Source organism: Aeromicrobium sp. Leaf289, assembly GCF_001423335.1.
In the GTDB taxonomy this organism is placed as follows: Bacteria; Actinomycetota; Actinomycetes; order Propionibacteriales; family Nocardioidaceae; genus Aeromicrobium.
In genome coordinates, this window is sequence record NZ_LMNK01000002.1 from 357791 (window position 1) to 378334 (window position 20544).

Consider the following 20544-nt stretch of genomic DNA (forward strand, 5'->3'; position numbering starts at 1 on the left):
CGTCATACCGTCAAGGAGGGGAGAAGACCAGCACCATCTCGGGAGCCTGACCACATGAGCGTGTACCTGTACGACCTCGACGGAGACGTCATCGCGTTCCGACGCGCCTGGGACGACGAGCACGTGTTCGACACGGCCGGACGCTGGATCGGCTGGATGCCCTGGGAGGGCACCGACGTCGTCGACGCGCGCGGTCACTACCTCGGGTCGGTCGTGGGCGACCGGCTCGTGCGCCGCAACGACTGCGGCAACCGGGTGTGCAGTGCCGACGTCGAGCACCCCGAGCGTGCCGAGCCCTCCGGGCGGCCCACCACGCCGCTGGAGTTCCCCAACCGGTTCGCCTACGACGACGTCGAGCAGCTGCACCGGGCCGGCTGACACCACCGGATACACCGGTGTGACCTCGACCCGCTCGGGATGCCCCGGCGCGCGGGGTCCCCGACGATGGGGACATGACGCTCTCCCTGGTCACCGGTGCCACCGGCTACGTCGGCGGCCGCCTCGTCCCCCAGCTCCTCGACGCCGGGCACGACGTGCGCGTCCTCGTCCGCGACGAGACCAAGGCGCGCGCCCACGCGTGGTCCGAGCGGGTCGACGTCGCCCAGGGCGACGCCACGGAGCCCGAGGACGTGCGCCGCGCCCTCGACGGCGTGGACGTCCTCTACTACCTGCTGCACTCCATCGGCTCGGGCGACGACTTCGCCGAGACCGAGCGCCGCATCGCCCAGAGCTTCGCCGACGAGGCCGCCGCCGCGGGCGTGAGCCGCATCGTCTACCTGGGCGGCATGGACCCCGAGGACGAGCAGCTGTCCGAGCACCTGGCGTCGCGCAAGAAGGTGGGCGAGGTGCTGCTCGCGTCGGGCGTGCCGACGACCGTGCTGCAGGCCGGCATCGTCATCGGCTCGGGCTCGGCGTCGTTCGAGATGCTCCGCTACCTCACCGAGCGGCTGCCCGTGATGGTGACGCCGAAGTGGGTGCACACCCGCATCCAGCCCATCGCCATCCGCGACGTGCTCCGCTACCTCGTCGGCAGCGCCGACATGCCCGCCGACGTGAACCGCGCCTTCGACATCGGTGGACCCGACGTCCTCACCTACTTCGAGATGATGCAGCGCTACGCCGCCGTCGCGGGGCTGCCGAAGCGGCGGGTGCTCCCCGTCCCGATCCTGTCGCCCGGCCTGTCGAGCCACTGGGTCGGCATCATCACCCCCGTGCCCGCGAGCATCGCCCGTCCGCTCGTCGAGTCGCTCAAGAACACCGTCGTCGCGAGCGAGAAGGACATCGAGCAGTACGTGCCCGACCCGCCCGAGGGTCTCATCGGCTTCGACCGTGCCGTCGAGCTCGCGCTCACCAAGATCCAGAACCTCGACGTCCCCACCCGCTGGTCGTCGGCGGCGACCGCCGGTGCGCCGTCGGAGCCGTTGCCGTCCGACCCGGACTGGGCGGGCGGCTCCCTGTACAAGGACGAGCGCACGCGCGAGGTCGACGCCTCCCCCCAGTCGCTCTGGACGATCATCGAGGGCATCGGCGGACGCAACGGCTGGTACTCCTGGGCGCTCGCCTGGTGGGTGCGCGGCATCCTGGACCGTCTCGTCGGCGGGCCCGGGCTGCGTCGCGGCCGGCGCAACGACAAGGACCTCGTGGTCGGCGACGCCCTCGACTTCTGGCGCGTCGAGGCCACCGACGACCATTCCTTCCTGCGCCTACGGGCGGAGATGAGGGTGCCGGGGCTGGCCTGGCTGGAGCTGCAGGTGGGCTCGACCGAGGGTGGGAGCACGACGTTCCACCACCGCGCGCTCTTCCACCCCCGCGGTCTCCTCGGGCACGCCTACTGGTGGGCGATCCTGCCCTTCCACGGCATCATCTTCGGCTCCATGCAGCGCAACATCGCCAAGGCCGCGGAGCAGCTCGACGCGGCGAGGACCGCCTGACCCCACCGGCACGGTTGCGCGCCGCAATCGTCGGGTGCAGGATCACCCGGTGAGCCTCTTCCGCACCAAGTCCGTCGAGCGGTCCATCGCCGAGACCGACGAGCCCGACCATCGGCTGAGGAAGGACCTCTCCGCCTGGGACCTCACGGTCTTCGGCGTCGGGGTCATGATCGGCACCGGCATCTTCGTGCTGACCGGCCAGGAGGCCTACCGGAGTGCCGGTCCCGCGATCGTCATCTCCTTCGTCCTCGCCGGCATCGCCTGCGCTCTCGCGGCGGTCTGCTACGCCGAGTTCGCGTCGACCGTGCCCGTCGCGGGCAGCGCGTACACGTTCTCCTACGCGACGCTGGGCGAGCTGATCGCCTGGATCATCGGGTGGGACCTCGTGCTCGAGCTGGCGCTGGGCGCGGCGGTCGTGGCCCGCGGCTGGTCGGCCTACCTCCAGTCGCTCCTCGACCTGCCGACGTGGCTCGCCGGTGACGCGGCCCGTCCCGACTTCGGTGCCATCGCCATCGTCGTCGCCCTCACCGCTCTGGGCGTGCTCGGCACCAAGCTCTCCGGTCGGTTCACGAGCGTGCTCGTCGTGGTGAAGGTCGCCGTGGTGCTTTTCGTGGTCGTCGCCGGCCTGTTCTTCATCAAGGCCTCCAACCTCACGCCGTTCGTGCCGCCGTCGAAGCCCAGCTCGGGCGAGTCGGGGCTGGACTCCACGCTCCTGCAGACGATCTTCGGCGTCGAGCCGACCGTGTTCGGCATCTACGGCATCATCGCCGCCGCCTCCGTGGTGTTCTTCGCGTTCATCGGCTTCGACATCGTCGCGACGTCGGCCGAGGAGACCCGCAACCCGCAGCGCGACATGCCGCGCGGCATCCTGGGCTCGCTCGCGATCGTCACCGTGCTCTACGCGGCCGTCGCGTTCGTCGTCACCGGCATGCTCAAGTACAGCGACGACCGGATGAACACCGCCGCACCGCTGGCCGAGGCGTTCTCGGCCAACGGCCTGGAGTGGGCGAGCAAGATCATCTCCGTCGGCGCGGTGGCCGGGCTCACGACCGTGGTGCTGGTGCTCATGCTCGGCCAGGCCCGCGTGCTGTTCGCCATGTCGCGCGACGGTCTCCTGCCTCAGGGCCTCGCGAAGGTGCACCCGCGCTTCGGCACCCCCTACAAGATCACGATCATCACCGGCGCGTTCGTGGCCGTGCTGGCCGGCTTCGTCCCGCTGTCGGAGCTGAGCAAGCTGGTGAGCATCGGCACGCTGTTCGCGTTCGTGGTGGTCTCGGCGGGCGTCATCGTGCTGCGCCGCACCCGGCCCGACCTCGACCGCTCCTTCCGCGTCCCGGGCGTCCCGCTCGTGCCGATCCTCGCGATCGCCGCGTGCGTCTGGCTCATGGTGAACCTGTCGGTCGAGACCTGGCTGCGGTTCCTCGTGTGGATGGTGCTGGGCGTCGTCCTCTACTTCGTGTACGGCCGCACGCACTCACGCCTGGGTCGTGACGAGGCAGCCGGCAAGGCCGACTAGTCTCACCGGTCGACACGTCTGGAGGCAGCGGGTCGAACCACGCTCAGGGCGTGCGTGCGACCCCCTGGATCAGCTCCAATGTCGCGCCGTCGCGGTCGTGCAGGTAGGCGAACCGTGTTCCGGCTCGAGGACCCGTCGTCATCGTCCCGATGGCTCCCGCCAGTCGCCACCCGTGCTCACCACACCGCGCGACGGTGCGGTCGAGATCAGTGACATCGAGCGCGAGGTGCCAGGAACCGAGATCGTTGGGCCTCGGCTCAAGGTGCTGTCGGCCCGCCGGCTCGAGATACTCCAGCAGCTCGATCCGGTGACCGCCCAGCACGAGCACCGCTGCGCTGATTCGAGCTCCAGCCACACCGGTCACGTCGGCGGCGAAGGCACCGTCCAGGACGAACCGGCGCTCCACCTCGGCGCCCAGGGCCCCCACCCAGAACGCCGCAGCCGTCTCGAGCGAGCGAACAGTGATTCCGGTGTGGGCGACACTCACCACGGTGGTCATGGTGCAAGTGTCCTCGTCAGGGCTCGAGGCGCCGGCAGTGGTCAACGTGCTGACCGGTGACCACTAGGCCGGCCGGGGCCTCGGCTTCACCCCGGCGTGGAAGACGCGCACGTTCTCGCGCCAGCCGCCGAGCGCGTCGAAGGGCATCGGGTCCTCCGCGGCCTTCTTGCGCACGTCGCGACGTCGCTCGGTCGCGTCGAAGCCCTGGTCGATCGTGTCGGTGCCGCGCATCAGGAACGCGAGCGCCTCGGGCGTGTAGCGCCAGTAGTCGATCGGGCACGGGTGGTAGCGCCAGCTGAACAGCGTCGAGGTGTACACGAGGCCCCCGGGCCGGAGGATCCGCACGATCTCCTCGCCCGCGAGCCACGGCCGGTCGATGTGCTCGAAGACGTCGACGCTGAGCACCACGTCGAAGGTGGCGTCGGGGATCTCGGGGCAGTGCGTGATGTCGCCGATGATGACGCCCGGGCCGGTCTCGGCGAGGTCGAGGTTGAGGTACTCGAAGCGGTCGGCGTCGAACACCCGGTGACGCGGGTGCCCTCGGCCGCCGATCTCGAGCACGCGCCCGCCGGGGACGCCGGACTTGTCGAGCACGAGCGCGAGGTGCTCGTTGATCCGGTCGTCACGGACGGGCCCGTCCTTCCACGCGTCGCGCAGCCGGTCGAGCGCGACCAGCTCGGGGTCGCGCGGCGGCTTCGGTGGGGGCGGTGGTGTCCAGATCCGACGGGCGAGGCGTTCGCGTAGTCCGGCCATGGCGGCGACGCTAGGTCCTGGGGGTGAACGGGGCATGAGGTCGCGACGACCCCTGGTCGACGACTACGCGGAGACGCTCACCGCCGACACGCTCGCGCGGACCAGCGCGGTCAACGCCTCGACGTCCCCGTCCCGGACGAGGTCGCGCGGCACCATCCAGCTGCCGCCGACCGCGGCCACCGCCGGAAGAGCGAGGTAGTCCGCTGCGGTCGCGCCGGTGATCCCACCGGTCGGGACGAAGGACACCTGCGGGAACGGGGCCGACAGCGCCGCGACCGCCGGCACACCACCGGACGTCTCTGCCGGGAAGAACTTGACGAGGTCGAGCCCGGCGTCCAGGGCCGTCATGATCTCGGTCGGCGTCCCGGCGCCGGGAACGACCAGCACCCCGTGTTCCGCGCAACGCTCGACCACCGCACGACTGAAGCCCGGGGACACCACGAACTCGGCACCGGCGTCGACCGCGACGTCCACCTGCTTCGCCGTCAGCACGGTTCCCGCACCCACCGTCACCCCACCGTGGTCACGCATCCGCCCGATCGCCGCAGCGGCAGCGGCGGTGCGGAAGGTCACCTCGGCGAGGGGCAGGCCGCCGTCCGCGAGCGCGGTAGCAAGGTGGTCCGCGTGACCCGGATCGTCGATCACGACCACGGGGACGAGGCGGTGGGTGCGCAGCAGGTCGGTGGTGCTCATGCGGTGGTTCCTCCGGTGGTGGTCGTCATGGTCGTCGTACCGACGCCGCCCTCGACGCCCGCGCGGGCGAGGAGCGCGACGCCGACGAGCGTGGCCTCGGGCTCGGTCACGAAGTGCAAGGTCCTGGCGGTCGCGTCCTGGCGCAGGCCTCGCCAACCTGGTCGCGAGGCCGGCAGGCCGGCGACCACCACGTCGGCGGCCGGGCGACCCGCGAGCACCTCAAGGCGTGCCGTGGTGCGCTCGGCCTCCTGCGCGAGCCCGGCGAACAGGCTGGTCATCAGCCGGCCGCGGGTCGGCTCGAACGGCAAGGGTCCCAGCTCCACGGTCCGGCCGGCGACGTCCACGGAGGCGGCGGGGACGTCGTGGTCGGGGAGGACCTCGTCCCAGAGGACGTCGTCCTCCTCGCCGGCGTAGAGCAGCTCGCGCCAGGCCTGGTAGATCCGGCCAGCGGGAGTCGCGCGGTGCAGGTAGAGAAGGTCACCCGACACGAAGGCGCCGGCGTCGACGTCGGGCGGGAGGTCGGCCGGCAGCCGGTCGATCAGCATGACCTGCGCCTCCGACGTGCCGGCCGACACGTAGACGTCCCCGGCCCGCCGCACGCCGGCGCCGAACGCGCCGCACCAGTGGTCGTGCCCGCCCGTCACCACGGGCAGCCCGTCCGCAGGGCGCCCGTCCCGACGCCACGTGCCGACGATCGTGCCGCTCGGGACCAGACGTGGCAGACGCAGGTGTCCTGCGCCGACACCGGCCAGCCGGTCGGCACGCAGCGAGGTGGAGTCGAGGTCGAGCAGGCCGGTCCGCGAGGAGCGAGACGTTGAGGAAGGCTCCGTCGGCCCCGTCACCGACCAGGGTGAGGGCGACGTGGTCGGCGAGGCTCGTGAAGGTGACGGCGCGAGCGAGCTCCTCGGGGCGCTCGCGTGCGAGCCAGGCGAGCTTGAACACCGAGAAGGTGTCGTCGAGCGGCGAGAGCGCCGGGTCGGTGACCCATCTCCTGGCCGTTCGGCCGTGCTCGGCGTGCCAGGCCAGCACCGGCCCGGTCACGGCGCCATCCGCGTCGAGCAGCACGACCTCCTCACCGACGGAGCCGACCGCGAGCCCGCCCAGCCGCCCGACCTGCACCTCGGGGTGGTCGAGGACTTCGTCGAGCAGGCCCTGCACGGTCTCGATCAGGGCTCCGGCGTCGCGCGTCCCTCCCAGCGCGTCGTCGTGCACGGGCGTGGGAGCCGCGGCGACCGCCACCAACAGGCCGGTGTCCCCGTCGACGCAGCCGACCTTGGTCCGGGTCGTGCCGATGTCGACGCCCAGGTAGAGCGTCACGCCGCACCTCCGTGCCAGGTCACGGCGATGTCCTCGCGGAGCGCCCGGACGAGCACGGGGTCGACGTCCGGCGTCAGGCTCGCTGCGTTGGCAGCCCCCATCGCCGTCGCGAGCGTGAGCGCCTCGACCGCGGGTCGGTCGTCGCCCAGGGCGACCGCGAGGCCGGCGAGGAACGAGTCACCCGACCCCGTGGCGTTGACCGTCTCGACCCGAGGTGCGGCCACGGACCAGGACTCCCTCCCGGCCCACACGGCCCCGTCCGCACCGAGCGTGATCACGAAGGTTGCCCCGGTGGCGGCCACCAGCTCCTGGGTGGCGGCGAGGACGGCCTCGGCGTCGTGCAGCGTCGAGCCGACCACCTCGCCGAGCTCCAGCGCGTTCGGCTTCACCACCAGGCCCCCGGCGGCGGGTTCGGAACGGAACGCGTCGATGACCGCGGCGAGCGCCGCGCCGTGGGCGTCGACGATCGCGAGCGCACCGGCGCCGACCGCGAGCCGGGCCACGCGCGCATGCAGGTCGCCGTCGCACCCGGGCGGGAGGCTGCCGGTCGAGACGACCACGTCACCGGGACGCACGACCGACCGCAGCCCCTCCAGCAGGGCGGACTGCTCCGCCGGCGAGACGTGCGGACCACGCTCGTTCAGGACCGTCGACCGTCCCGTCGACTGCTCGATCACCACGGGGGTCACCCGGGTCTCCCCAGCGATCTCGACGTGGTGGTCCGCGACGCCGAGATCGACGCACCCCGCTCGGATGATCCGGCCGACCGCCCCTCCGGCGAACCCGTGTGCGGTGACCCGCGCGTCCATACGTCGCGCGGCTCGGCAGACGATCATGCCCTTGCCGCCGGGCAGGCTACGGACGGACGTCACCCGGTTGACCTCGAACGGCCGGAAGTGCTCCACGGTCTGCAGCCGGTCGAGGGCCGGGTTCGGACACACCACGTGCAGGGTCGCGTCGGCCATGGCGGGCTCGGTCACTCCGTGATCTGGTACAGGCCGAAGAGCTCCTCGTCGCTCGCGGACAGGATCTCCTCCTCACGCTCGCGCCACGTCGTGGCCGTCACCGCGACGAGCTCGTCCAGGCGGTCCGTGTCCGGCGGCAGGTTCATGGCCGCGTACGGGTTGCCCCCCGCGCCGAGCGGCTCGGCCGAGGCGTAGTGGTCACCCCGCTGGTAGCCGATGGCATAGAGCGCCATCAGCACGACGTCGAGGTCGAGCAGTCCACGGCCCAGCGCGCGCCGGTTCGAGTCGGCCAGGTGCAGGTTGATCATCCGGTGACCGTGGTCCAGGAGCGTCGCGCCGATGTGCAGCTCGCCGCTCAGCATGTGGTAGAGATCGCCGTTGATGTGCTGGACGGCCGGGTGGTCGACCCGTGCGAGCAGGTCGAGGGCCTCGTCGAACGTGTGGACGACGCTGCACTCCTCCGGGCGGATCGGCTCGACGGCGCCACGGATGCCGGCAGCGGCGAAGTCGTCGGCCACGAGGCGGATGGTGTCGGCCGCGCGCTGCAGCTCGTAGGAGTCGAAGGGCACCGGGCGCCCGACCGAACCGGCTCCGAACAGCAGGTACGTGCCGCCGACGGCCGCGGTGAACTCGACCTGCCGGCGGAAGTAGTCGACGGCGCGCTGGCGCACGTGCGGGTGCAGGTGGGCGAACTCCTGGTTCGGCGTCACCATGCCGCACACGCCGGAGACGGAGACTCCGTGGTCACCGAGGATCCGCAGCACCTCGTCCGGCCGGTAGCCCATGTCCGGTGAGTAGAGGTTCCCGTGGAGCTCGATGTGCTCGACACCGTTGGCCTCGAGCCGCGCGGCCGACGCGGAGAGCTCCTCGGTGCCGAAGCCCCAGTTGCTCCAGGCCAGCTTGAGCCGCGGCTCGTCGGCGGTGTGCGAACGACGTGCCTCGACGAAGGCCTTGACGACGCGCTGGTCGTGGATGCGGAACGGTTGTGGCTTCATGGGACTTCCTCCGGGGGTGTCGGGTCAGGACGCGCGGCGCGGCATGCGCGGGCGCAGGTGGCGCAGGTTGCCCTGCCGCCACTGGTCGAACAGCGCAGCTAGCACGATGACCAGGCCGATGGTCAGCTGCTGCAGGAACGGGGAGAGGGCCAGCAGGATGAAGGCGTTGCGCAGCAGACCCAGCAGGCAGGCGCCGAGGAACGCTCCGACGATCGATCCGCGGCCGCCCGACAGGCTGGCACCGCCGATCACGGCCGCGGCGATGACGTCGAGCTCGTAGCCCATGCCCGCCTGCGCCTCCGCCACGCCCACCTGGGTCGAGAACACGATGCCCGCTGCGCCTGCGAGCGTCCCGATGAGGACGAAGGTCAGGATGCGGGTGCGGGCCACCGGGATGCCGCCGGTCCGCGCAGCATCGGCGTTGTCGCCGATGGCCGTGACCCGCAGGCCGAAGATGGAGCGGGTCAGCAGGAGCTGTCCCACGATGACGAGAACCACGAAGATCAGCACGCTGTTCGGGATGCCGCCCAGGACACGGCCCTGCCCGATCCACGAGAGCTCGGTCGGCATCGTCTGGGGCAGCCCGTCGGTGATGAGCTGGGTGAGGCCGCGGGCGATCGAGAGCATGCCGAGCGTCACGATGAACGAGCTGACCCGCCCGATCACGACCACCGTCCCGATGGCCAGGCCGCACAGCGAGCCCACGCCGATGCCGACGACCATCGCGACGTACGGGTTGGCTCCGCTGCCGTACACGGCACCCGCGGTCACCGCGGCGAGGGCCAGCACCGAGCCGACGGAGAGGTCGATCTCCTTGGCGATGAGCACGTAGGTCTGCCCGATCGCGATGATGCCGACCACGACGGTCGTCTGCAGCAGGTTGTAGATGTTCTGCCGCTGCAGGAAGTCGTCGTTGGCGAGCGAGACGACGAAGCCGAGCACCAGGATGACGCCGAGCAGGCCGGTCTCCTGGCGCTTGAGCAGCGGCAGGACGAGGTCGCCCAGCGAGCGCTGCGAGGAGCGGGGTGAGGTGGTGCTGCTCATGTTCATCCTTCGGTTGCGCCCATGGCGGCGGCGACGATGGGGTTGGGTCCTGCGTCGTTCGGGGCGTCGCGCGTGACGCGGCCCTGCCGCACGACCACCACGCGGTCGGCCAGCTCGACGACCTCCTCCAGCTCGGAGGAGATGAACCACACGGCAAGGCCCTCTGTGTGGGCGAGGTCGCGCAGCGTGGCGTAGATCTCGGCCTTCGTCCCGACGTCGACGCCCCTGGTCGGCTCGTCGAGGATCAGGACCTTCGGCTTGGCGGCGAGCGCCCGGGCCAACAGCACCTTCTGCTGGTTGCCTCCCGAGAGTGAGGTGATGGGCGCCTCGGTGGAGGCGGCCTTCACGCCGTACCGCTCGGTGAGCTCACGCGCCACGCGGTTGGTCCGACGGCCCGACACCCAGCCGAACCGGCCGAGGCGGTCGAGGATGCGGACCGTCAGGTTGTAGCCGACGGTCTGGGCGTGGAACACCTCGGTGCGCCGCTCCTCCGCCACGTAGGCGACGCCGAGACGCTGAGCCTTGCCCGGTCCGGAGACGCGGACAGGACGCGACCCCACCCGGATGCTGCCGCGGCGGACCCGACGCAGGCCGATGACCGCCTCGGCGATCTCGGTGCGGCCCGCACCGACGAGGCCGGCCATCCCGACGATCTCGCCGCGGTGGATGGCGAAGTCGACGTCCTCGAAGCCCTCGCCGGACAGCCCTACGACCTCCAGCGCCACCTCGGCGTCCTCCGACGAGAGGTCCCGGTCGGCGACCACCGACTCGACGACGGCTCGCTTGCGGTCACCCGCCATCAGGGTCACGGCACGCTGCTGGTCGATCTCGCGGGGGTCTCCGGCGGCGACGAACGCGCCGTCGCGCAGGACGATCACGTGGTCGACGATGGAGAAGACCTCGGCCAGACGGTGGCTGACCAGGACGACGGCGACGCCCTCGTCGCGCAGCCGCTCGACGACGCGGAAGAGCCGGTCGGACTCCTCGTGCGTCAGGCTCGAGTTCGGCTCGTCGAGGAACAGGACCTTGGGGTCGCGGGACAGAGCCCGGACGATGTCGACCATCTGTCGGGAGGCGGCCGAGAGGTCCCGGCACAAGGTCGCGGGATCTGGCAGGTAGTCCGCCATCTCGAGACGATCGAGCAGCTCGCGAGCACGCCGCACGTTGTCACCCCGTCGCGCGGCGGCGTAGGCGGGTCGCTCGCCGAGGTCGTAGAGGAACAGGTTGTCCGCGATGGTGAGCTCACCCACCAGCAACGGCTCCTGGTGCACGACCACGACGCCGGCGGAGACCGCCTCGAGCGGGGAGGCGAAGGTGACGTTCCGGCCCTCGAGGGTCAGGACCCCCTGGTCCGGCTGCATCTCTCCCGAGCACAGCCGGATCAGGGTGGACTTGCCTGCGCCGTTCTCCCCGAGCAGGCCCGTGACGGCGCCGGCGGGGAAGGAGAGGGACACGTCACGCAGTGCCTTGACGGGTCCGAAGGACTTCGCCATGCCGGCGACCGCGAGGGTCGCCGGCACGGCGTCGTCCGCCTGGGAGCTGGTCATGTGGATCAGGACGCTCCGGGCGTTCCCAGCGGGACCTCGGACGGGTCGTGCTCGGCGAGGTTGTCCTTGGTGACGAACGGGGCGTCCGCCTCCTGCATCACCGGGTCGGCCTTGTCGCCCGTGACGGCCGCGTTGAAGAGTGCGATCGCCACGTTGTAGCCCTGCCCGAAGGCGTCCTGGCCGATGACCCCGTACATCGAGCCGTCCTTGATGGCCTTGATGTTCTCCTCGGTGATGTCGTAGCCGATGACCTTGACGGCGTCCTGCTTCTTCGCGGCCGCCACGGCCTGGGCGGCACCGAACGGACCGCCTGCGGTCGCGTAGATGCCCACGAGGTCGTCGTTGGACTGCAGGTAGTTCTGCGCGGCGGTGAAGGTGTTGGACGCGGAGTCCTTGGCCTCGACACCCTGACCGACGACCTCGAGCTTGGAGCCCTTGAGGCCCTCGACGAAGCCCTTGCGGCGCTGCTCGGAGCCGGGGGCGGTGAACTGGCTGACGATGATGCCGACCTTGCCGGCCTTGTCGCCGGTGGCCTTGATCATCTCCTCTGCAGCGAGCTGCCCGGCCTTGAACTGCTCCTGGGCGTAGTTGATGACGCCGCCGGAGCTCTCCACGCAGTCGAAGAGCGTGTTGTAGGCGCCGAGCTTGACGTCCTTGGCCGACAGCGACTCGACGTCGGCGCAGTTGCCCTCGCCGGCGATGAAGAAGCCGATGCCCTGGTAGCCCTGGGCGTCGGCGCCCCGGATGGCGCTCGAGACCGTCTGCACGTCGATGTTCTCGCCGGCGACGATGTACTTGACCGAGCCCCCCTTCTCGCCGAGGACCTTGTTGGCGTAGTCGGCTCCCGCCTTCACCGAGACCCAGTAGGGGTTGTTCGAGAAGCCGACGATGGCGACCTTGACGTCGCCGTCGGGCTTCTCGTCGGTCGGGAGCGGACGGCCGTCGACCGGTGTGGTCGAGGTGCCGTCGTCACCGCCCGCGTCGTTGCCTCCGCAGGCGGTGAGCACGAGGCCCACCGCGAGGACGGCCGCGAGGCCGCGCGAGGCGCGGAACCAGCGTGAACGAGTTGTCATCTTTCCTCCAACGTGATGCCCGAGCTGGGCGGTGAGGACACGGAGGGACCCGTGCCGTGCGGTGTCAGTCGGTCGCAAGACGGACTTCCGTCCCGAGAGCGCGCAGGTCGTCGACGGTGCTGCTCTCGATCCCCGAGTCGGTGACGACGAGGTCGATGTCCTCGACCCCGCCGTAGCGGCAGGCGGCCTTCATGCCGAACTTCGTGTGGTCGGCCATCAGGACCGTCGTCTGCGCGGAGGCGATGATGGCCGCCTTGACCGCGGCCTCGGCCGGGTCGGGCGTGGACAGGCCCCAGGTGACGTCGATGGCGTTGGTCCCGACGAAGGCGACGTCGAAGCGCAGCGTGGCCAACCGTTCGATGGCCCACTGGTCGACCTCGGCGTAGCTCTCGGCGCGCACGCGTCCGCCGATCGTCATTACCGTGGAGGCGCCCGCATCGGTGAGCCGCAACGCCGTCTGGAGCGCGTTCGTGACGATCAGCAGGTCGCCGCGCTGGGTCATGACCTCCGCGAGCTGGCCGGTCGTCGAGCCGGCCTCGATGAAGACGGCGCCGAAGGCGGGGATCTCCTGGACGGCGGACCGGGCGATGGCGCGCTTCTCGTCGCGCCGCTCGGTCAGTCGACGAGCCATCCTGCCCTCGACGGCGAGGTGGTCCAGCGCCACGGCGCCGCCGTGGATCCGCTGCACCGTGCCGGAGTCCTCCAGGGCCGCGAGGTCGCGACGGATGGTCTCGGCGTTGACGTCGAAGCGCAGGGAGAGCTCCGCGGCCTCGACCCGGCCCTGGGCGCGGACGAGGTCGACGATCTCGCGTCGGCGAGTGCTGACGTTCATGGCCCTGCTCCCTCCTGCGTCGTGGAAATCCCTCGGTGCGTGATGTGGGAAACCCACTCGCTGCGCCGCTTTGTTGTGGTCTGCACCACAACTTCGGGAGTCAGACTACATTTATCGGGGGCCTTGTCAACGATTTGCGGGAGATTCGACCAGTCCGTGACATTTTCTTGTAGTTTTGCTACTAATGTGACCCAGGACATGCGGCACTCGACGCGCGTCATCACCGAAGGAGCACCGTGACCGCAACCCAGCCCGGACCGACGTTGACGATCGAGCCCGACCAGCTCGTCGGTCGCACCGGCCGCTACGAGAAGCGCCTCGGCGACCTGGACGGCCTGTACGCCGACGCCGACGCGTTCGCGCGGCTGCGTGCGGAGCGCGGCGACGACGCCGTCATGTACCACGTCGACGAGTTCCGCCCGTCGGACCAGGCCGGCGACCTCATCACGGGGATCTCGACCCTGTACCCGGGCCGGGTGGGTGCGGAGTTCACCATGACCCGCGGCCACATCCACGCCGTGCACGACCGGACGGAGATCTACCACTGCCTGTCCGGGCACGGTCTCATGCTCATGGAGACGCTGGAGGGCGAGACGGTGGTCGCCGAGCTCACGCCCGGCGTCGTCGCCTACGTGCCCCCGTCACACATCCACCGCAGCGTGAACCTCGGCGCCGAGGACCTGGTCACCCTGTTCTGCTACCCCGCCGACGCCGGGCAGGACTACGGGATCATCGCCGCCTCCCACGGCATGCGCCACCTCGCGGTCGCCGACCGTGCTGGTTGGACCCTCGCCGAGAACCCGTCCTATGTCTCGCGCTGAGCTGGACGGGCACGCGCTCGCCCGCCGGGTCGACATCAGCGCGGTGCAGGCGCAGCACGGTCGTGCCGACGTGGAGGAGCTCGCCGGGCACGCTCTCGCCGGCGACTTCGTCGCGGCCCACGTGCTCCCCTCGTGGCTTCCGGTCCTGCGACCGCTGCTCGAGGGGTCCACGACCAACGCGGGCTCCCCCGTCGGCTTCCCGTCGGGAGGGTCGGCCACCCCGGTCAAGGTGGCGGAGGCGCGCTGGCTCGTCGACCACGGCGTCCAGGAGCTCGACGTCGTGATGAACATCGGGATGATCCGCTCCGGGGAGCTCGACGGGGCGACCCGCGACCTCGCCGCGGTGCTCGAGGCGGTCGACGGACGGGTCCCGGTCAAGGTGATCCACGAGGTCGGCCTGCTCGACCTCGCACAGCTGCGCGACGCCGTCGGCGTGGCCGTGCGCGCCGGCGCCACCTCCCTGAAGACGGGGACCGGCTGGCAGGGCGTCGCGACCACGCCCGAGCACGTCCGGGTCATGCGCGAGGTCGGTGGCCCCGAGCGGGAGATCAAGGCCTCCGGCGGAGTGCGCTCCCTCGCGCAGGTCCACGACCTCCTGGAGGCGGGAGCCACCCGGTTCGGGATCAACACGGCGGTCGCCGTCCGACTGGTGGCGGAGGCGGGCGCATGACGCTCGTGCTCAGCCCGGGCGCGCTCCGCGCGGCCACCGTCCCGACCATGTACTTCGTCGGCGTCACCACCGGCTCGTCGGCCATCCACCGGGTCTTCGAGGCCTGGCGTCCCCTGCTGGGACTCGAGGACGTCGCCCTCACCGGCATCGACGTGCCCGTCGGCGCGCCGGCCGAGGCCTACCGCGAGGTCGTCTCCTTCCTCGCCGCCGACCCGCGGTCCCGCGGGGCGCTCGTCACCACGCACAAGATCGACCTCTTCACCACGTGTCGCGACCTCCTCGCGGAGGTCGACGACGACGCCGCCCGACTGGGCGAGATCAGTGCCCTCGTCGCGGGCGACGGATGGATCCGCGGACACGCCCTCGACACCATCACGAGCGCCCTGGCGCTCGAGGCGATCGTCCCCCGGCTCGCCGGACGGACGGTCGCGGTGCTCGGCGCGGGCGGGGCAGCCCTCGCCCTGTGCGACTGGTTCGCCCACCGCGCCGGCACCGCAGCGCCGGCCTGCGTGCACGTCACCGACGTCGACGCCGCCAGGCTCGACGCGGTCGTGGCGGCAGGACGCGCCGGCGACCCCGCGATCGAGTGGTGTCCTCACCTGCTCGAGCGGGGCACCGTCTCCGACGAGCTGGTCGCGACCCTGCCCCCCGGCTCGGTGGTGGTCAACGCGACCGGGATGGGCAAGGACCGCCCCGGCTCACCCGTGTCGGACGACGTCGTCTTCCCGCACGGCGGCTACGCGTGGGAGTTCAACTACCGCGGCGAGCTCGACTTCCTGCGCCAGGCGCGGTCGCGCGCCGAGGCCGACGCCCTGGTCGTGGAGGACGGCTGGCGCTACTTCGTGCACGGGTGGACGCGGGCGATCGACGCCGTCTTCGACCTGGGCATCCCGACGTCCGGTCCGGCGTTCGACCGGCTCGACGAGGCGGCGCGGGCGGTGCGATGACCCTGCACGCGCGCTGGTTGGGCCAAGCCGGGTTCCTGCTCTCCACGGACGACGAGCACCTGCTCGTCGACCCCTACCTCTCTGACTCGCTCGCCGCGAAGTACGCGGGGACGCTGTTCCCGCACGTCCGGCTGCGGCCCGCGCCCGTGGCGCCGCACGAGCTGCCGCAGCTGGTGGCGGTCACGACCTCCCACGCGCACACCGACCACATGGACCCGGGCACGCTCCGACCCCTCCTGGCACACCAGCCGCGGACCCTGCTCGTGTGCCCGCGCGCCGTCACCGACGAGGCGCTCGCGCGGGCCCAGGTCGGTCCCGAGCGCCTCGTGCCGCTGGCCGACGGCGAGCGGTACGAGCTCGGTGGGTTCACCGTCACCGCCGTTCCGTCCGCGCACGAGGACCGCGTCGTCGACGCGCACGGCCACGACCACTTCCTCGGCTACGTCATCACCGCAGCCGGCCGCACCGTCTACCACTCCGGTGACTGCGTCCCCTGGGACGGCCTCGTCGAGCGGCTGCGCCGCCACGCGGTCGACGTGGCCCTTCTGCCCGTGAACGGTCGCGACGCCCACCGGCGGGAGCACGGCGTGCCGGGCAACTTCACCTTCGCGGAGGCCGTTCGGGTCTGCGAGGCGGCCGGGATCGAGCACCTGGTGCCACATCATTGGGGCATGTTCGACTTCAACACGGCCGATCCCGCGTCCTTCGACCTCGACCTCGCCACGGCGGCCGGCGTGCGCGTCACGGTGCCCGAGCACGGGTCGGCCCTCGACCTGACGGAGGTCCGCGCATGACCACCATCGGTGCAGGAACGGTGCTGTCTCGCATCACCGAGCAGCTGGAGGACCTGCGGCGGTCCGAGCGCAAGGTGGCTCAGGTGGTGCTCGACCGTCCGCGGGCGGTCGTGCACATGACCTTGGCGGACCTGTCCGAGGCCGCCGGCGTCAGCCAGCCGACCATCGTCCGGTTCGCGGCCGCCATCGGGTGCGACAGCTTCCACGACTTCCGTCTGCAGCTCGCGCAGAGCGTCGCGCTCGGCATCCCGGCCACGCAGTCGGTCATCGAGCCCGAGGACGACGCCGCGACGACCGTCTCGAAGATCTTCGACTTCTCGATCACCTCCCTGGACCACGTCCGGCGCCACCTGGACGTCGGAGCGCTCGAGACCGCCGTCGACACCCTGGCGGCCGGCAGCCATCTTGTCTTCGTCGGGCTGGGCGCCTCGGGCGTCGTGGCCACCGACGCCGAGCAGAAGTTCCCGCTGTTCGGCGTCCCGTGCTCCGCACCGGTGGACACCCACCAGCAGTTCATCGCGGCCTCGACCGCGACGCCGACGACCGTCTTCGTCGCGATCTCCAACACCGGGCGGACCGTCTCGATCCTCGACACCGTGCGCGTCGCCCGGGAGCGTGGCGCTCGTGTCGTGACGATCACCGGTGGGCCGTCACCGCTCGCCGACCTGAGTGACGTCTCGCTCGTGGTCGAGTCCCTCGACAACACCGACGTCTTCACTCCCACGATCTCCCGGCTCGCGCAGCTCGTCGTCATCGACGTGCTGGCCACCATGGTGCTGCTGCGCCGTGACGCGTCGGTCCTGGAAGACATCCAGCTGATGAAGTCGCGCCTGTCGCGCATGCGGTCGGGCGCGGAGGTCGACGTGGTCCTGGGACCGGGACGAGGGGACGGCCCGTGACCGACGTCGTCCTGGCGCTGGATCTCGGCACCGGCGGGTGCAAGGCGGCACTCGTCGACCAGTCGGCGACGGTGCTCGCGGAGAGCTTCGAGGGGTATCCGACGACCTACCCGGGTCCGGGCCGACACGAGCAGCGTCCTGCGGACTGGTGGTCTGCCGTCACGCGGTCCTGCCGGACGCTGCTGCAGGCTGGGTACGACGTCGCGGCCGTCGCACTCTCCGGCCACAGCCTCGCCATGGTCCCCGTCGACGCCGAGGGCACGACGCTGCTCGATTCCGTGCCCATCTGGTCCGACACCCGCGGGGAGCGCGCCGCCCAGGACTGGTTCGCGACGGTCTCCGAGCACGACTGGTACGACCGGACCGGCAACGGCTTCCCGGCGGGCATGTACACCGTGTTCAAGGCTGCCTGGCTGCGCGCCGAGCAGCCGGAGGTCGCCGCCCGCACGTCCCAGCTGCTCGGCAGCAAGGACTGGGTGAACCTACGACTCACCGGCGCGCGTCGGACCGACCAGAGCTACGCGTCGGGCTCGGGCACCTACGACCTGCGCCGACGGTGCTACGACCGGGCGACGACCACGGCGCTGGACGTCCCGGAGTCCTGGTGGCCCGACATCGTCGCGTCCACCGACGTCGTGGGCAGCGTCCGTGCCGACGCGGCCAGGGCGACCGGCATCCCGGTCGGCGTGCCGGTCGTGTGCGGCGGGGTGGACAACTCGTGCATGGCACTGGGCGCCGGGCTGGACACCGAGGGTCGGTCCTACCTGTCGCTGGGCTCCTCCAACTGGTTCTCCGTCTCCTCCGTCGAGCCGGTGCTGGACGCGGTGGGGCGCCCGTTCGTCTTCGACCACGTGCTGCCGGACCTGTACGTCTCTGCCCTGTCGATCTTCGGGGGCGGGAGCAGCCTCGGCTGGCTCGCCGACCTCCTCGGCCGTGACGTCGCAGACCTCCTCGACGAGGCGGCAGCGTCCCCCGTAGGTGCGCATGGCCTGGCCTGTGCCCCCACTCTTGCGGGCGGGACCGTGCTCGAGGGCGGTCCCCGCGTCCGGGGCAGCTTCCTCGGCCTGGACCTCGGGCACACCCACGGAGACCTCGCCCGCGCCCTCGTGGAGGGCATCGGGTTCGGGCTGGCCGACGCCGCGACGCAGCTGCTCGGCGACCGTTCCGACAGCGTGACCGCCCTCGGTGGAGGAGCGCGCAGCGCCTTCGTCCTCCAGGTCCTGGCCGACCTGCTCGGTCGCGGCGTCGAGCGACCGGCTGCCGAGCAGCACGGCGCGGCGCTCGGCGCGGCGGCGCTCGGCTGGCTCGGTCTCGGCGTCTGGGACGACACGAGCCCGCTCCACGCGGCACGCACCGTCGCGCTCCGGGTGGATCCCCGGCCCCACCCCGACCACGCGCTCGCTCGGGCGCGCTTCGAGGCCGCCCGTGCGGCGGCCCGCTCCCTCGCGGACCTCCGGGTCCCCGGTCCCGAGGAGGACCATGCCGCTCGTTGACCCCCGAACCTTCGTCCTGTCCGCACGTGCTGCGGGTCATGGCGTCGGCGCCTTCAACACCACGCTCCTCGAGCACGCAGAAGCCCTCGTTGCAGGCGCAGAAGCAGCCGGGGCGCCGCTGGTCATCCAGATCAGCGAGAACGCGGTGCGCTACCACGGGTCCCTGCGGCCGATCGCGCTCGCCTCGATCGCCCTGGCGGAGGCGGCGACCGTGCCCGTGGCCGTGCACCTCGACCACGCCGAGGACGTGGGCCTCGTGCACGAGGCGGTCGACCTCGGCCTGACGTCGGTGATGTTCGACGGCTCGAAGCTGCCCGACGAGGAGAACCGCGAGGTCACCCGACGAGTCGTGGCGCACTGCCACGCGGCCGGCGTCGCCGTCGAGGCCGAGCTCGGCGAGGTGGGCGGCAAGGACGGCGTGCACGCGCCCGGCGCCCGGACCGACCCGCAGGACGCTGCCCGGTTCTGCCTCGACACCGGCGTCGACTCGCTCGCGGTCGCGGTGGGCACCTCCCACGCCATGGCGACACGCGACGCCGCGGTCGACCTCGATCTCGTGGCCGCCATCGCCGCTGCCGTGCCCGTGCCACTGGTCCTGCACGGGTCCTCCGGCGTCGACGACGCCACTCTCGGCGAGGTCGTGACCCGGGGGATGACGAAGATCAACATCGCGACGCACCTCAACAAGGTCTTCACGACAGCCCTGCGCGACCAGCTGGACGCTCGTCCGGAGCTGCTGGACGCGCGCGGCTACGTGCGCCCCGCGAGAGAGGCGATGGCCCTCGAGGTCGAGCGCCTGCTCGGCGTCCTCGGCGCTCGCGGGACGGCGGCATGACCGCCCGCCGCGTCCTGGTGACGCCTCGATCCCTGTCCGCCCCGGGTCCCTCCGCGGCGATCGACCGTCTGACAGCGGCCGGGTACGAGGTCGTCACACCGGCTCCCGGTCGTCAGCCGACCACCGCCGAGCTGGTGGCGGCGGTCCCAGGGGCGGTGGGGTGGGTCGCCGGCGTCGAGCCGATCGGCCCGGAGGTGCTGCAGCACGCCGACGCACTCCGCGTGATCAGCCGCAACGGCGCAGGCCGCGACGCCATCGACCCCCGTGCGGCAGACGCGGCCGGTGTCACCGTGCTCACGGCGCGCGGCGCGAACGCCCGAGGCGTCGCGGAGCTCGCCCTCGGACTGATGATCGAGGGTCTGCGCGGCGTGACCGAGGCGTCCGCCGCACTGCGATCCGGGACCTGGGAGCGGACGGCCGGCCGCGAGGTCGAGGCACGCCGACTCGGCATCGTCGGCTACGGGGCCATCGGCCGACACCTCGGCCGCTTCGCTCGCGCGCTCGACATGGAGGTCGTCGCCCACGACCCGTTCCTCGACGATGCCGACGTGCCCCTGGTCGAGCTGGACACCCTCCTCGGCACGAGCGAGGTGGTGTCCCTGCACGTGCCGCCGGGACCCGACGGACCGCTGCTCGACGCGCGACGCGTCGGTCTCCTGCGTGACGACGTCGTGCTCCTCAACACCGCCCGCTCGACTCTCGTGGACGAGGTGGCACTCCTCGCACGTCTCGAGGCGGGCCACGTGTCGCGGTACAGCGTCGACGCGTTCGCGGTGGAGCCACCACCGGCCTCCGCCCTGCTCGCCCACCCGCGCGTCGTGCCGACCCCGCACCTCGGTGCTGCCACCGCCGAGAGCTCGCGGCGCGCGGCGGACGCGGCGGTCGACAACCTGCTCGCGGAGCTCGCCGAACGCTGAGGA

General features: G+C 71.6%; 21 protein-coding genes and 1 pseudogene. 11 read left to right on the top strand and 11 right to left on the bottom strand.

What is annotated here, in order from left to right; genetic code table 11:
* Positions 1 to 54: 54 nt before the first annotated feature.
* The 3 genes from ASF37_RS05615 to ASF37_RS05625 all read left to right on the top strand — a co-directional run bounded on the left by ASF37_RS05615 (position 55) and on the right by ASF37_RS05625 (position 3447).
* Entirely contained in the window at positions 55 to 378 is a 324-nt protein-coding gene (locus tag ASF37_RS05615; protein WP_055962160.1) for a 4-fold beta flower protein, read from the top strand.
* 74 nt (positions 379 to 452) lie between these two features.
* Positions 453 to 1931 carry an SDR family oxidoreductase gene (locus ASF37_RS05620; RefSeq protein ID WP_056575194.1) on the top strand — a complete coding sequence of 493 codons (1479 nt, stop codon included), beginning with the start codon at positions 453 to 455 and terminating at the stop codon, positions 1929 to 1931.
* A 49-nt stretch (positions 1932 to 1980) separates the two neighbouring features.
* Positions 1981 to 3447: an amino acid permease gene (locus ASF37_RS05625; RefSeq protein ID WP_082482077.1), complete on the top strand. Its 1467-nt coding sequence runs from the start codon at positions 1981 to 1983 to the stop codon at positions 3445 to 3447.
* Between the two features lie 43 nt (positions 3448 to 3490).
* On the opposite strand, the gene ASF37_RS05630 is transcribed toward ASF37_RS05625, so the two are convergent.
* The 11 genes and pseudogenes from ASF37_RS05630 to ASF37_RS05680 form a co-directional block, all read right to left on the bottom strand.
* A complete protein-coding gene (locus ASF37_RS05630) occupies positions 3491 to 3946 on the bottom strand; it encodes a VOC family protein (protein ID WP_056575197.1) in 456 nt (151 codons plus the stop codon).
* Positions 3947 to 4009: 63 nt separating this feature from the next.
* The gene (locus tag ASF37_RS05635) at positions 4010 to 4699 is read right to left on the bottom strand and encodes a class I SAM-dependent methyltransferase (RefSeq protein ID WP_055962173.1); all 690 of its coding nucleotides are present in this window, start codon (positions 4697 to 4699) and stop codon (positions 4010 to 4012) included.
* Between the two features lie 63 nt (positions 4700 to 4762).
* A complete protein-coding gene (locus ASF37_RS05640; RefSeq protein ID WP_056575209.1) occupies positions 4763 to 5392 on the bottom strand; it encodes a bifunctional 4-hydroxy-2-oxoglutarate aldolase/2-dehydro-3-deoxy-phosphogluconate aldolase in 630 nt (209 codons plus the stop codon).
* Positions 5389 to 6234: a hypothetical protein gene (locus tag ASF37_RS17565; protein WP_235499956.1), complete on the bottom strand. Its 846-nt coding sequence runs from the start codon at positions 6232 to 6234 to the stop codon at positions 5389 to 5391. Before ASF37_RS17565 ends, ASF37_RS05640 begins: the two co-directional genes overlap by 4 nt.
* Positions 6235 to 6292: 58 nt before the next feature.
* Positions 6293 to 6709 (bottom strand): annotated as a pseudogene (locus ASF37_RS17720) (FGGY family carbohydrate kinase); the annotation flags it as partial.
* Complete coding sequence (locus ASF37_RS05655; RefSeq protein ID WP_162239941.1) at positions 6706 to 7674, bottom strand: 1-phosphofructokinase family hexose kinase; 969 nt, start codon at positions 7672 to 7674, stop codon at positions 6706 to 6708. The pseudogene ASF37_RS17720 and the gene ASF37_RS05655, both read right to left, overlap by 4 nt.
* A gap of 11 nt (positions 7675 to 7685) precedes the next feature.
* The gene (locus ASF37_RS05660; protein WP_056579439.1) at positions 7686 to 8669 is read right to left on the bottom strand and encodes a sugar phosphate isomerase/epimerase; all 984 of its coding nucleotides are present in this window, start codon (positions 8667 to 8669) and stop codon (positions 7686 to 7688) included.
* Between the two features lie 24 nt (positions 8670 to 8693).
* On the bottom strand, positions 8694 to 9713 hold the full coding sequence (locus ASF37_RS05665; protein ID WP_056579441.1) for an ABC transporter permease: 1020 nt from the start codon (positions 9711 to 9713) through the stop codon (positions 8694 to 8696).
* 2 nt (positions 9714 to 9715) lie between these two features.
* Positions 9716 to 11260: a sugar ABC transporter ATP-binding protein gene (locus ASF37_RS05670; protein ID WP_056579443.1), complete on the bottom strand. Its 1545-nt coding sequence runs from the start codon at positions 11258 to 11260 to the stop codon at positions 9716 to 9718.
* A 5-nt stretch (positions 11261 to 11265) separates the two neighbouring features.
* Positions 11266 to 12333 (bottom strand): sugar ABC transporter substrate-binding protein, encoded by a 1068-nt coding sequence (locus ASF37_RS05675; protein ID WP_082506421.1) that lies wholly within the window; start codon positions 12331 to 12333, stop codon positions 11266 to 11268.
* Between the two features lie 64 nt (positions 12334 to 12397).
* Positions 12398 to 13165, bottom strand: a complete 768-nt coding sequence (locus ASF37_RS05680; RefSeq protein ID WP_056575236.1) for a DeoR/GlpR family DNA-binding transcription regulator — start codon at positions 13163 to 13165, stop codon at positions 12398 to 12400.
* Positions 13166 to 13401: 236 nt separating this feature from the next.
* Here ASF37_RS05680 and ASF37_RS05685 point away from each other — a divergent pair, with 236 nt between their 5' ends.
* Genes ASF37_RS05685 through ASF37_RS05720 form a run of 8 tightly spaced genes read left to right on the top strand, consistent with a single transcriptional unit; the run spans position 13402 to position 20541 of the window.
* A complete protein-coding gene (locus ASF37_RS05685) occupies positions 13402 to 13986 on the top strand; it encodes a glucose-6-phosphate isomerase family protein (RefSeq protein WP_056579447.1) in 585 nt (194 codons plus the stop codon).
* A complete protein-coding gene (deoC, locus tag ASF37_RS05690) occupies positions 13973 to 14656 on the top strand; it encodes a deoxyribose-phosphate aldolase (RefSeq protein ID WP_056579449.1) in 684 nt (227 codons plus the stop codon). Before ASF37_RS05685 ends, deoC begins: the two co-directional genes overlap by 14 nt.
* The gene (locus ASF37_RS05695) at positions 14653 to 15603 is read left to right on the top strand and encodes a hypothetical protein (RefSeq protein WP_056579451.1); all 951 of its coding nucleotides are present in this window, start codon (positions 14653 to 14655) and stop codon (positions 15601 to 15603) included. The genes deoC and ASF37_RS05695 overlap by 4 nt, the downstream gene beginning before the upstream one ends.
* Entirely contained in the window at positions 15600 to 16397 is a 798-nt protein-coding gene (locus ASF37_RS05700; RefSeq protein ID WP_056579452.1) for an MBL fold metallo-hydrolase, read from the top strand. Before ASF37_RS05695 ends, ASF37_RS05700 begins: the two co-directional genes overlap by 4 nt.
* Positions 16394 to 17296: a MurR/RpiR family transcriptional regulator gene (locus ASF37_RS05705; protein ID WP_056575248.1), complete on the top strand. Its 903-nt coding sequence runs from the start codon at positions 16394 to 16396 to the stop codon at positions 17294 to 17296. Before ASF37_RS05700 ends, ASF37_RS05705 begins: the two co-directional genes overlap by 4 nt.
* The gene (locus ASF37_RS05710) at positions 17293 to 18789 is read left to right on the top strand and encodes an FGGY-family carbohydrate kinase (RefSeq protein ID WP_056579454.1); all 1497 of its coding nucleotides are present in this window, start codon (positions 17293 to 17295) and stop codon (positions 18787 to 18789) included. Before ASF37_RS05705 ends, ASF37_RS05710 begins: the two co-directional genes overlap by 4 nt.
* Positions 18776 to 19624: a class II fructose-bisphosphate aldolase gene (locus tag ASF37_RS05715; RefSeq protein WP_056575253.1), complete on the top strand. Its 849-nt coding sequence runs from the start codon at positions 18776 to 18778 to the stop codon at positions 19622 to 19624. Before ASF37_RS05710 ends, ASF37_RS05715 begins: the two co-directional genes overlap by 14 nt.
* Positions 19621 to 20541 carry an NAD(P)-dependent oxidoreductase gene (locus ASF37_RS05720; RefSeq protein ID WP_056579456.1) on the top strand — a complete coding sequence of 307 codons (921 nt, stop codon included), beginning with the start codon at positions 19621 to 19623 and terminating at the stop codon, positions 20539 to 20541. The genes ASF37_RS05715 and ASF37_RS05720 overlap by 4 nt, the downstream gene beginning before the upstream one ends.
* Positions 20542 to 20544 lie beyond the last annotated feature (3 nt).